This window comes from Serratia sp. Z4 (assembly GCF_009900725.1).
Classification (GTDB): domain Bacteria; phylum Pseudomonadota; class Gammaproteobacteria; order Enterobacterales; family Enterobacteriaceae; genus Serratia; species Serratia nematodiphila.
This window is the reverse complement of the sequence record NZ_JAAABD010000006.1, coordinates 112,252-124,044: the sequence shown is the minus strand read 5'-3', so window position 1 is coordinate 124,044 and position 11,793 is coordinate 112,252. Positions and strand designations below refer to the sequence as shown.

The window sequence follows — 11,793 nt, the reverse complement described above, 5'->3', positions numbered from 1 at the left end:
ATGGACATGAGCATCGATTCCCCCCCGGCGCGCGGCGGTAGCGTGCGCGCGCTGTCGACCTGGCTCTATCGCCGGCCGACGCTGTATCTGCTGTTACTGCTGGTGCCGCCGCTGCTGTGGTTCGGCGCGGTGTACCTCGGCTCGCTGCTGACGCTGCTGTGGCAGGGGTTCTACACCTTCGACGATTTCACCATGGCGGTGACGCCGGATCTGACCTTCGCCAACCTGGCGGCGCTGTTCAACCCGGCCAACTACGACATCATCCTGCGCACGCTGACCATGGCGGTGCTGGTGTCGCTGGCCAGCGCGGTACTGGCGTTCCCGATCGCCTATTACATGGCGCGTTATACCAGCGGCCGCGTCAAGGCGTTCTTTTACATCGCGGTGATGATGCCGATGTGGGCCAGCTATATCGTCAAAGCCTATGCCTGGACCCTGCTGCTGGCGAAAGACGGCGTGGCGCAGTGGTTTCTGCAGCACCTGGGGCTGGAGCCGCTGTTGGCTTCGCTGCTGACGGTGCCCGGCATCGGCGGCAACACGCTGTCGACCTCGGGGCTGGGGCGTTTTCTGGTGTTCGTTTATATCTGGCTGCCGTTCATGATCCTGCCGATCCAGGCGGCGCTGGAGCGCCTGCCGCCCTCGCTGCTGCACGCTTCGGCGGATCTGGGCGCCCGGCCGGCGCAGACCTTCCGCCACGTCATTTTGCCGCTGGCGGTGCCGGGCATCGCCGCCGGATCGATCTTCACCTTTTCGCTGACGCTGGGCGACTTTATCGTGCCGCAGCTGGTGGGGCCGCCGGGCTATTTCATCGGCAGCATGGTCTACGCCCAGCAGGGCGCGATCGGCAATATGCCGATGGCCGCGGCCTTTACGCTGGTGCCGATCGTCCTGATCGCCATCTACCTTTCCATCGTCAAACGTCTGGGGGCTTTCGATGCACTCTGAACGCGCGCCCTTAGGGCTGAAGCTGGCCGCCTGGGGCGGACTTGTCTTCCTGCATTTCCCGTTGGCGATCATCGCCATCTATGCCTTCAACACCGAGGACGCGGCCTTCAGCTTCCCGCCGAAGGGCTTTACGCTGCACTGGTTCAACGTTGCCGCCGGGCGGCAGGACATCCTCGATGCGGTGCTGCTGTCGGCGCAGATCGCCTGCCTGGCGACCGCCATCGCGCTGGTGCTCGGCACCCTGGCGGCGGCGGCGCTGTATCGGCGCGATTTCTTCGGCAAAGACAGCATTTCGCTGTTGCTGCTGCTGCCGATCGCGCTGCCGGGGATCGTCACCGGCCTGGCGCTGCTGGCGGCGTTCAAGGCGCTGAACATCGAGCCGGGCATCCTGACCATCGTCGTCGGCCATGCGACGTTCTGCGTGGTGATCGTGTTCAACAACGTCATCGCCCGATTCCGCCGCACCTCGTACAGCCTGATCGAGGCTTCGATGGATCTCGGCGCCGACGGCTGGCAAACCTTCCGTTACGTGATCTTGCCGAACCTCGGCTCGGCGCTGCTGGCCGGCGGCATGCTGGCGTTCGCACTGTCGTTCGATGAAATCATCGTGACCACCTTTACCGCCGGCCACGAGCGCACGCTGCCGCTGTGGCTGCTGAACCAGCTCGGTCGCCCGCGCGACGTGCCGATCACCAACGTGGTGGCGCTGTCGGTGATGCTGTTGACCATGCTGCCGATCCTCGGCGCTTACTACCTGACCAAAGGTGGGGAAAGCGTCGCCGGCAGCGGCAAATAATTTCCTTACCCGACCTCTGACAAAAGGATAACCCTATGCAAAGCCAACTGTTGATTGACGGCCAACTGGTGAATGGCCAGGGCGCGACCCAGCCGGTGTATAACCCGGCGACCGGCGAAGTGATCGCGCAGGTGGCGGAGGCCAGCCCGGAGCAGGTCGATCGTGCGGTGCTGGCGGCGGACGCCGCGTTCGCCGCCTGGGGGCAAACCACGCCGAAGGAGCGCGCCGAGCATCTGCTCAAGCTGGCGGATCTGATCGACGAGCATGCCGAGACCTTCGCCAGGCTGGAGTCGCTCAACTGCGGCAAGCCTTATCACTGCGTGCTGAACGACGAGCTGCCGGCGGTGGCCGACGTGTTTCGCTTCTTCGCCGGCGCCAGCCGCTGCCTGACCGGCATGGCGGCCGGTGAGTATCTGGCCGGGCACACCTCGATGATCCGCCGCGATCCGCTCGGCGTGGTGGCCTCGATCGCGCCGTGGAACTACCCGCTGATGATGGCGGCCTGGAAACTGGCGCCGGCCTTGGCGGCGGGCAACTGCGTGGTGATCAAGCCTTCGGAGCAGACGCCGCTGACCACCTTCAAATTGGCCGAACTGGCCGCCGGGCTGTTCCCGCCGGGCGTGCTCAATGTGCTGTTCGGGCGCGGCGCCAGCGTCGGCGATCGGCTGACCGGGCATGACAAGGTGCGCATGGTGTCGCTGACCGGGTCGATCGCCACCGGCGAGCACATCATCGCCCACACCGCCACCGGCATTAAGCGCACCCATATGGAGCTGGGCGGTAAGGCGCCGGTGCTGGTGTTCGACGACGCCGATCTGCAGCAGGTGGTGGACGGCATTCGCGGCTTCGGGTTCTACAACGCCGGCCAGGATTGCACCGCCGCCTGCCGCATCTACGCGCAGAAAAGCATTTATCCCGAGCTGGTGAAGCGGCTGGGCGAGGCGGTGGCCAGCCTGAAGATCGGCGTGCCGGACGACGAGAGCACTGAGCTGGGGCCCTTGATTACCGCCCAGCATCTGGAGCGGGTGGCCGGTTTCGTCGAGCGAGCCAAAGCGTTGCCGCATGTGCAGGTGGTCACCGGCGGCGAGAAGGTGAAGGGGCCGGGATACTATTTCCAGCCGACGCTGCTGGCCGGCGCACGCCAGGACGATGAGATCGTGCAGCGCGAAGTGTTCGGCCCGGTGGTGACGGTGACGCCGTTTGACGACGAAGAGCAGGTACTGGCCTGGGCGAACGAATCCAACTACGGATTGGCCTCGTCCGTGTGGACCCGCGACGTGGGCCGCGCGCATCGCTTAAGCGCCCGCCTGCAATACGGCTGCACCTGGGTGAACACCCACTTCATGCTGGTAAGCGAGATGCCGCACGGCGGCCAGAAACTGTCCGGCTACGGCAAGGATATGTCGATGTACGGGCTGGAGGATTACACGGCCATTCGTCATGTGATGTTCAAACATTGATTTTACAATAATTATCCGCACAATAGCGCGGCCTTTGGGCCGGCCCCGGCCGGCCGATGATAATAAAAATTGAAAGGAAGCCTATATGGGTATCACCAGACGCGATTTTCTAAACGGGGTGGCGATCACCATCGCCGCCGGGTTGACGCCGCTGCAAATCCTGCGCGCGTCACCGCAAACCGCCAATCAAACCCTGTACTACCCGCCGGCGCTGACCGGGCTGCGGGGTAACCATCCGGGCTCGTTCGAGCATGCGCACCAGCTGGGGCGCGACGGCAAAACCTTTGATTTCGGCAGCGTGCCCGCCGTTGAAGAGTTCGATCTGGTGGTGGTGGGCGCCGGCATCAGCGGGCTGGCGGCCGCCTGTTTCTGGCAGCAGCTGAAGGGCGAGCAGCAGCGCATTCTTTTGATCGACAACCACGACGACTTCGGCGGCCACGCCAAGCGCAACGAGTTCAACAGCGACGACGGCATGCTGCTCGGCTACGGCGGCAGCGAATCGCTGCAGTCGCCGCGCTCCAACTTCAGCCCGGTGGCGATGGGGCTGCTGCGCAAGCTCGGCGTCGATATCGACCAACTGGAACAGGCTTTCGACACCACCTTCTACCCGGATTTGAATTTGAGCCGCGGCGTTTACTTCGATCGCAAGAACTTCGGCGTAGACAAGGTGGTGAGCGGCGATCCGGGCCGCACGGTGGCGGACGACATCCCGCGCGATCGCCTCAACGGCCGCTCTTATGAAGCGTTCATCGGCGATTTCCCGCTGCCGGAAAGCGATCGCCAGGCGCTGATCGCGCTGCACACGGTGGAGAAGGATTATCTGCCGGAGATGACGCTGGAGCAGAAGGTCGAATGGCTCGACACCCACAGCTACACCCAGTTCCTGCGCGAGAAGGTTGGGCTGAGCGAGCTGGCGATCCGTTATTTCCAGCAGACCACCAACGATTTCCAGGCGGTGGGCATCGATGGCACCTCGTGCAGCGATGCGCGCATTTGCGATCTGCCGGGCCTGAACGGCATGAATCTGCCGCCGTTGGACGAAGAGTCGCAGGCGGATCTCGACGATCCTTACGTGTTCCACTTCCCGGACGGCAACGCCACGCTGGCGCGCCTGATGGTGCGCCAGCTGATCCCGGCGGTGGCGCCGGCCGGCAAGGACATGAACGACGTGGTGCTGGCTAAATTCGACTACAGCCAGCTCGATCGGCCGGAGTCGCCGGTGAAGCTGCGCTTGAATAGCACCGGGCTGCACGCGGCCAACGTCGGCGACAAGGTGGAAGTCACCTACATGACCGGCGAGAAGATGACCAAAGTGCGCGCCGGGCAGGTGGTGATGGCCGGCTACAACATGATGATCCCGTATCTGGTGCCGGAGATGGCGCACGAGCAGCAGGAGGCGCTGAAGCAGAACGTCAAGGCGCCGCTGGTGTACAGCAAGGTGGTGATCCGCAACTGGCAGCCGTTCATCAAGCTGGGCGTGCACGAGGTTTATTCGCCGGCCGCGCCGTACAGCCGCGTGAAGCTGGACTATCCGGTGAGCATGGGCGGCTATCAGCACCCGCGCGATCCGGATCGGCCGATCGGCCTGCATATGGTGTATGTGCCGACGCTGCCGGGCAGCGGCCTCAGCACGCGCGAACAGTCGCGTAAAGGGCGCGCGCTGCTGCTGGGCACGCCGTTCGAAGTGCACGAACAGATGATCCGCGAACAGCTGCAGGGCATGCTGGGCGAGGCCGGTTTCGATCATCAGCGCGACATTCAGGCGATCACCGTCAACCGCTGGTCGCACGGTTACTCCTACTTCCTCAACGGGCTGTTTGACGACGAAGACGAAGCCAAGAAAATCATCGAAACGGCGCGGCAGCCGATCGGCAAGATCGTTATCGCCAACTCCGATGCCGACTGGAGCCCGTACGCCAACTCGGCGATCGATCAGGCGTGGCGCGCGGTTAACGAACTGGCCTACGGCAAGGTTGCCGCCAAGGAGGGAGCATGAGTCTGCGTTCGCTGTACCTGTTGAGCCTGTTGGCCGCCGGCGGCTCGGCCCAGGCGATGTCGACCGGGGAATACGTCGCCAAAGCCGGTGACTGCACCGCCTGCCATACCGCGCCGGGCGGCGCCGAATTGGCGGGCGGCATGAAGTTCCCGACGCCGCTCGGGGCTATCTACGCCACCAACATCACGCCGGACAAGTTGCACGGCATCGGCGCTTACTCATTCGAAGAGTTCGATCGCGCCATGCGTCAGGGGATCGCCAAAGACGGTCACCGGCTTTATCCGGCGATGCCGTACACCTCGTACGCCAAAATGAGCACGGAAGACATGCGCGCGCTGTATGACTATCTGATGAACGAGGTGCCGGCGCAGAACGTCGCCAACCGCGACAGCGACATCACTTGGCCGCTGTCGATGCGCTGGCCGCTGGCGGTGTGGAATCAGCTGTTCCACGACGACCAGCCGTATCAGGCGGATCCGCAGCAAAGCGCCGAGTGGAACCGCGGCGCCTATCTGGTGCAAGGCGCAGGCCACTGCGGCAGCTGCCACACGCCGCGCGGCTGGGCGATGCAGGAGAAGGGCCTGGACGGTAAGGAGCCGGTGTTCCTGAGCGGCGCCGAGCTGGACGGCTGGTACGCCTCCAATCTGCGCGGCCTGCCGCCGGAAGAGGTGACGGCGCTGCTGAAAACCGGCCGCAGCCGCCATGCGGCGGTCGCCGGGCCAATGAGCGAGGTGGTGACCCACAGCACGCAGTACCTCAGCGACGGCGATCTGAACGCCATCGCGGTGTACCTGCGCAGCCTGGCGCCGGACACCGCCGCCAAACCTGCCTCATCTGCTGCGCAGGCGGATAATTCGGGCGGCAAGGCGACCTATGCGATGTACTGCTCGACCTGTCACGGCAATCAAGGTGAAGGCACCGACTTCGCCATTCCGGCGCTGGCGGGCAATGCCACGGTAACGGCGGATAATCCGCTGACCGCGCTGCGGGTGGTGCTGGAAGGGGCGCATACGCCGATCACGCAGCAGGCGATGGCGTTCGACATGCCGGCTTATGGCTGGGCGTTGAACGATCGTCAAGCGGCCGATCTGATGAGCTATCTGCGGGGAAGCTGGGGCAACCAGGCGGCGCCGGTGACGGTGCAGCAGGTGCAGGACGCGCGCCAACTGCAGGAGAAATGAAGGGGGAGCGCGGTCTGACGGCCGCGCTCCGCACGCATTACAGCACCTTATGCGGGCCGAAGCATTCGTAGTGGATGCGTTCGGCCTCTACGCCCATCTCCAACAGCTGTTTGCCCACGAACTGCATGAAGGCCACCGGGCCGCAGAAGTAATAGTGCATTTGCGGATCGGCCAGGCTGCCTTGCAGCGCGCTCAAATCCATCAATCCGCGGCTGTGGTAGTCGCGGCCTTCCACGTCATCGGCGCCCGGCTCGCGGTACCACACATGGCGGCTCAGATTCGGCATGCGCCCGGCAATATCCGCCACTTCCTCGGCAAAGGCGTGCACGCTGCCGTTTTCCGCCGCGTGCAGCCAGTGGACCTGTGCCTGATGTTGGCTGTCGTGCAGGCTGTTGAGCATACCGAGCATTGGGGTTTGGCCGACGCCGGCAGAGATCAGCGCCACCGGCGTGGTCGGCGTCACGTCGAGGAAGAAGTCGCCGTGCGGCGGGGCGATGTCGATCACGTCGCCTTCCTGCGCCTGCTGGTGCAGGTAGTTGGACACTTTACCCTGATCTTCACGCTTCACCGCGATGCGGTAGAACTCGCCGTTCGGCGAGGTGGTCAGCGAGTACTGGCGAATTTCCTGATGCTCCAGGCTGTCGTGCTTGATGTAGACCGCCAGGTATTGCCCCGGTTTGAAGTCCGCCACCCGGCCGCCGTCCACCGGCGCCAGCACGAAGCTGCAGATCACGTCGCTCTGCGGCTGTTTCTTCAGGATGCGGAACGCGCGCAGATCGCGCCAGCCGCCGTTGTCGGTTTCGCTCTGCTGATAAATCTGCTCTTCACGCTGAATAAACACGTTGGCCAGCACGCCGTAGGCTTTGCCCCAGGCGTCCAACACTTCCTGACCCGGGCTAAACATTTCGTCCAGCGTCGCCAGCAGGTGGCCGCCGACGATTTGGTATTGCTCCGGCTGGATATTGAAGCTGGTGTGCTTCTGCGCAATGCGTTCCACCGCCGGCAGCAGCGCCGCCAGGTTCTCGATGTTGGCGGCATAGGCGCAGATGGCGTCGAACAGCGCCTGACGCTGATCGCCGTTGCGCTGATTGCTCATATTGAAAATGTCTTTCAATTCCGGGTTGTGGGCGAACATGCGATCGTAAAAGTGGGCGGTCAGCTTCGGCCCGGTTGCTGCCAGCAGGGGGATGGTGGATTTCACGGTGGCGATGGTTTGGCTATCCAGCATGGGAGCGCTCCTTGGGTTGGGATCTTGACGAGAATTCTAATGATGCATTTTAAATGCATCTTATTGGGTTCCGCGCCGCTTGTAAATACCCTTGTTTTCGTTGCGGTGTTCTTCGGGCGTCGATCGCGCTCACAGAACATGAAAAAAGCGCATTGTTCGCATGAGGAAATGTCCGTTGATAAACGGCAGCGTTTCGCGGATCAAAGCCTTGCGCCGCCTTATGCCAATCGTTTGCGTAAAAACCTCTGTCAAGACCTATCTTCGGTAGGGCGAAACGGTTTACACTGTGGCCCAGACCCCAAACGGGTAGTTATTTGGTGATTTTTTAGTTAGCTGATTTAAGTCAGGAGATGCCGGATGTTAAAGCGTGAAATGAACATTGCCGATTACGATGCGGAACTGTGGCGTGCCATGGAGCAGGAAGTGGTGCGTCAGGAAGAGCACATCGAGCTGATCGCGTCTGAGAACTACACCAGCCCGCGCGTAATGCAGGCTCAGGGTTCCCAGCTGACCAACAAATACGCTGAAGGCTATCCGGGCAAGCGTTACTACGGCGGCTGCGAATACGTGGATATCGTTGAGCAGCTGGCTATCGACCGCGCCAAAGAATTGTTCGGCGCCGATTACGCCAACGTGCAGCCGCACTCCGGCTCCCAGGCTAACTTCGCCGTGTACACCGCGCTGCTGCAGCCGGGCGACACCATTCTGGGCATGAACCTGGCGCACGGCGGCCACCTGACCCACGGTTCCCCTGTTAACCTGTCCGGCAAACTGTATAACGTGGTGCCTTACGGCATCGACGACAAAGGTCAAATCGACTATGACGATCTGGCCAAACAGGCGCAAACCCACAAGCCGAAAATGATCATCGGCGGCTTCTCCGCCTACTCCGGCGTGGTTGACTGGGCCAAAATGCGCGAAATCGCCGACAGCATCGGCGCTTATCTGTTCGTCGACATGGCGCACGTGGCCGGCCTGATCGCCGCCGGCGTGTACCCGAACCCGGTGCCGCACGCGCACATCGTCACCACTACCACCCACAAAACCCTGGCGGGCCCGCGCGGCGGCCTGATCCTGGCGAAGGGCGGCGACGAAGAACTGTACAAGAAGCTGAACTCCGCCGTGTTCCCTGGCGGCCAGGGCGGCCCGCTGATGCACGTGATCGCCGGCAAGGCGGTGGCGCTGAAAGAAGCGATGGAGCCTGAGTTCAAGGTTTACCAGCAGCAAGTGGCGGTCAACGCCAAGGCGATGGTGGAAGTGTTCCTGCAGCGCGGCTATAAAGTGGTCTCCGGCGGCACCCATAACCACCTGTTCCTGCTGGATCTGGTCGACAAGAACCTGACCGGTAAAGAAGCTGACGCCGCCCTGGGCCGCGCCAACATCACCGTCAACAAAAACAGCGTGCCGAACGATCCGAAGAGCCCGTTCGTTACCTCCGGCGTGCGTATCGGCACCCCGGCCGTGACCCGTCGCGGCTTCAAAGAAGCCGACGTGCGCGAACTGGCCGGTTGGATCTGTGATGTGCTGGACAACATCAACGATGAAGCCACCATCGAACGCACCAAGAAGAAAGTGCTGGATATCTGCGCCCGCCTGCCGGTTTACGCCTAATCCCGCTTTCGCCTGACAAAACCCGCTGCGGCGGGTTTTTTTATGGCCGCTTGCGGCAAACTGTGAGCTGTCTGGCACTCTAACGCATTGAAGTGGAATGAAGATTGCGGGCCGGTGTGAGCTCTGTCAAAGTATTGCCCTCACACCGGAGGGATCATGGTTCTGCAATCCACGCGTTGGCTCGCGCTCAGTTATTTCACCTACTTCTTTTCCTACGGCATCTTCTTACCGTTCTGGGGCGTGTGGCTGAAAGGCGAGGGCATCGCGCCCGAAACCATCGGCATGTTGCTAGGCGCCGGTTTGGTGGCCCGCTTCCTCGGCAGTTTACTGATTGCTCCGCGCGTTAAAGATCCCTCTCATCTGGTCTCCGCCTTGCGCTTGCTGGCGCTGCTGACCCTGGCTTTCGCGGTTGGCTTCTGCTTCGGCAACGGCTGGGGCTGGCTGATGCTGGTGATAGCGGGGTTCAACCTGTTCTTCTCGCCGCTGGTGCCATTGACCGACGCGCTGGCCGCCACCTGGCAAAAGCAAATCCGCATGGACTACGGCCGGGTGCGGCTGTGGGGCTCGCTGGCGTTCGTCATCGGCTCGGCGCTGACCGGGCAGCTGGTGGCGGTGTGGGGCCATAACGCCATTCTCTACAGCCTGATCTTCAGCGTGCTGGCGATGCTGCTGGGCATGTTGCTGAAGCCGAGCGTCATGCCGCAGGGCGAAGCGCGCACGCACGGCGGAGCCGAGCGTTCGCTGTGGGCGCTGTTGAAAGAGGGGCCGGTGTGGCGCTTCCTGCTGTGCGTCACGCTGCTGCAGGGGGCGCACGCCGGTTACTACAGCTTCGGCTCCATTTACTGGCAGGAGGCGGGCTATTCGGCCTCGACCATCGGTTATCTGTGGTCGCTGGGCGTGGTGGCGGAGGTGATTATTTTCGCCAGCAGCAACGTGCTGTTCCGCCGCTGGAATGCGCGCAACCTGCTGCTGCTCTCCGCCTGCTGCGGCGTGTTGCGCTGGAGCCTGATGGCCTACAGCACCGAGCTGGGTTGGCTGCTGCTGATCCAGATCCTGCACTGCGGCACCTTCACCGTCTGCCATCTGGCGGCGATGCGCTTTATCGCCGCGCGTCAGGGGCAAGAGGTGATCCGGCTGCAGGCGGTGTATTCGGCGTTGGCGATGGGCGGCGGTATCGCCGTCATGACGGTGATTGCCGGGTTCCTGTTCGAACATTGGCAGGGCGGAGTGTTCTGGGTGATGGCGGCGGTCGCGGCGCCGGCCTTGTTCATCCGGCCGCCGGCGGTCAGCGTCAGCCGTTGATTAAGGCGCTTCCAGCAGCGCGCGGATGGCCTGGCGCTGCCGGGTTTCCAGCGGCAGCTCGGTGTAGATCAGCGGCGGGTGCGGAGCGCTGTGCACCGCCGCGTAGGGGGTGATCACCAGCGTGACGCCCTGCGGCGCGCCGCCGCACAGATAGTCGCTCAGCGGCAGATACTTGATGTTCAGCGGCAGCAGCGTGAGCTCGCGGATCTGATATTCCACTTCCTCTTCCAGCTGCGGATTGTCCAGCGTCAGCAGCAGCACCTGTTTTTCCTGCAGCGCGTTGTCCTGCATCAGCCAGGCGCCGAAGCTGATGGCCACCAGGCCCGCCTCCTCGTTGGAAAAATGCACGCCGTACTCCTGCTCCAGCGGTATCAGCGCTTCCTGTGTGGTGCGCATCAGCCGCGGGTATTTGCGCACCACGTCTTCCAGCAGCATATTGTCGATGCCGATGGCGAAACGGCAGCGCTCCAGCGCCGGCGCCAGGTGGGCGAACAGCTGGCTGACCAGCTCGGCCTTGCTGCTGAAGGCCATGCCGGAAAGTTGCTGGAAACGCTCGACCATGCTGCCGATCGCCGCCATCAACCGCTGCTCTTGCGCCGAGTCATTGCTGTGGTAGCTGTGATTTTTCAACAGGGTGAAGGTCAGCGCTAAAAAATCGCGCTCGTCCGCCTGCGGCGGCTGGTTAAACAGCCGGTTGCAGGCCTGATGCAGCCAGGCGGCGGCTTGCTGTTCCGGCTTTTGCCGCAGCCAGTCGCGCTGAACGGCGTCGAAACGCGGATGGCGCTGCAGGCGATTTTGCCAGGCGCAGTAGAGCAGATAATGCTGCAGGAATTGGCGGTCGCGCGCGTCGAAGTGGCGGTTGAGCAGCGGCTCGTAGGCGTCTATCGCTTGAGCCAGCTGCGACGCCGACCCGGCATCGGCCGCCAGCGCCAGCCGCAGGCGCGGGGCGAAGTCGCTTTCGACGAACTGCGGGCTGCAGCGCAGGGCCCGCCGCAGCCAATGGATCAGGCACAGGCGTTGGTCGAGCGCGCTGCCCCGCAGTTGGTAGCCATGGTCGGGATCGACGGCGATCTCCAGATGGTGGAAACGCTGGATTTCACTGGCCACCTCGGCTATATCTTGCCGGGTTATCGGGGGGGCGACGCCATTGATTCGGCTTAAGGTCTCCAGCTGTAACTCGGGCTCCGGCGTGTACAGCATCAGCAGCAGATGACAGCGCCGTTGTTGTCCGGAGAGCTCGGGCACGGGAGAGGTGTCCAGGCTCATTATCACCT

General features: G+C 63.1%; 9 protein-coding genes. 7 read left to right on the top strand and 2 right to left on the bottom strand.

The features are described from left to right. The 5 genes from GT753_RS19710 (at position 1) to GT753_RS19690 (ending at position 6,378) form a co-directional block, all read left to right on the top strand. Positions 1–945 carry an ABC transporter permease gene (locus tag GT753_RS19710; protein WP_015378789.1) on the top strand — a complete coding sequence of 315 codons (945 nt, stop codon included), beginning with the start codon at positions 1–3 and terminating at the stop codon, positions 943–945. After that, positions 935–1,741, top strand: a complete 807-nt coding sequence (locus tag GT753_RS19705) for an ABC transporter permease (RefSeq protein ID WP_004941378.1) — start codon at positions 935–937, stop codon at positions 1,739–1,741. The genes GT753_RS19710 and GT753_RS19705 overlap by 11 nt, the downstream gene beginning before the upstream one ends. 35 nt (positions 1,742–1,776) lie before the next feature. Continuing rightward, positions 1,777–3,201 carry an aminobutyraldehyde dehydrogenase gene (patD, locus tag GT753_RS19700; RefSeq protein WP_076741091.1) on the top strand — a complete coding sequence of 475 codons (1,425 nt, stop codon included), beginning with the start codon at positions 1,777–1,779 and terminating at the stop codon, positions 3,199–3,201. A gap of 85 nt (positions 3,202–3,286) precedes the next feature. Further along, entirely contained in the window at positions 3,287–5,197 is a 1,911-nt protein-coding gene (locus GT753_RS19695; RefSeq protein WP_160125869.1) for an FAD/NAD(P)-binding protein, read from the top strand. After that, a complete protein-coding gene (locus GT753_RS19690; RefSeq protein ID WP_075684918.1) occupies positions 5,194–6,378 on the top strand; it encodes a cytochrome c in 1,185 nt (394 codons plus the stop codon). The genes GT753_RS19695 and GT753_RS19690 overlap by 4 nt, the downstream gene beginning before the upstream one ends. A 37-nt stretch (positions 6,379–6,415) precedes the next feature. On the opposite strand, the gene hmpA is transcribed toward GT753_RS19690, so the two are convergent. Continuing rightward, complete coding sequence (gene hmpA, locus GT753_RS19685; RefSeq protein WP_004941387.1) at positions 6,416–7,606, bottom strand: NO-inducible flavohemoprotein; 1,191 nt, start codon at positions 7,604–7,606, stop codon at positions 6,416–6,418. Positions 7,607–7,963: 357 nt separating this feature from the next. On the opposite strand from hmpA, the gene glyA reads away from it, so the two are divergent. Both glyA and GT753_RS19675 read left to right on the top strand, forming a co-directional pair. Continuing rightward, positions 7,964–9,217, top strand: coding sequence for a serine hydroxymethyltransferase (gene glyA / locus GT753_RS19680; protein ID WP_004941389.1), 1,254 nt, complete (start codon positions 7,964–7,966; stop codon positions 9,215–9,217). 156 nt (positions 9,218–9,373) lie between these two features. Further along, on the top strand, positions 9,374–10,519 hold the full coding sequence (locus GT753_RS19675) for a 3-phenylpropionate MFS transporter (RefSeq protein WP_021504511.1): 1,146 nt from the start codon (positions 9,374–9,376) through the stop codon (positions 10,517–10,519). Here GT753_RS19675 and csiE read toward each other — a convergent pair whose 3' ends face one another. Continuing rightward, the gene (csiE, locus tag GT753_RS19670) at positions 10,520–11,785 is read right to left on the bottom strand and encodes a stationary phase inducible protein CsiE (RefSeq protein ID WP_160125868.1); all 1,266 of its coding nucleotides are present in this window, start codon (positions 11,783–11,785) and stop codon (positions 10,520–10,522) included. Positions 11,786–11,793: the final 8 nt, after the last annotated feature.

What these genes read in the sequence shown, in the direction of transcription:
- GT753_RS19710 (WP_015378789.1), top strand. Translation starts at nt 1, where the DNA reads ATGGACATGAGCATCGATTCCCCCCCGGCGCGCGGCGGTAGCGTGCGC.
- GT753_RS19705 (WP_004941378.1), top strand. Translation starts at nt 935, where the DNA reads ATGCACTCTGAACGCGCGCCCTTAGGGCTGAAGCTGGCCGCCTGGGGC.
- patD (WP_076741091.1), top strand. Translation starts at nt 1,777, where the DNA reads ATGCAAAGCCAACTGTTGATTGACGGCCAACTGGTGAATGGCCAGGGC.
- GT753_RS19695 (WP_160125869.1), top strand. Translation starts at nt 3,287, where the DNA reads ATGGGTATCACCAGACGCGATTTTCTAAACGGGGTGGCGATCACCATC.
- GT753_RS19690 (WP_075684918.1), top strand. Translation starts at nt 5,194, where the DNA reads ATGAGTCTGCGTTCGCTGTACCTGTTGAGCCTGTTGGCCGCCGGCGGC.
- hmpA (WP_004941387.1), bottom strand. Translation starts at nt 7,606, where the DNA reads ATGCTGGATAGCCAAACCATCGCCACCGTGAAATCCACCATCCCCCTG.
- glyA (WP_004941389.1), top strand. Translation starts at nt 7,964, where the DNA reads ATGTTAAAGCGTGAAATGAACATTGCCGATTACGATGCGGAACTGTGG.
- GT753_RS19675 (WP_021504511.1), top strand. Translation starts at nt 9,374, where the DNA reads ATGGTTCTGCAATCCACGCGTTGGCTCGCGCTCAGTTATTTCACCTAC.
- csiE (WP_160125868.1), bottom strand. Translation starts at nt 11,785, where the DNA reads ATGAGCCTGGACACCTCTCCCGTGCCCGAGCTCTCCGGACAACAACGG.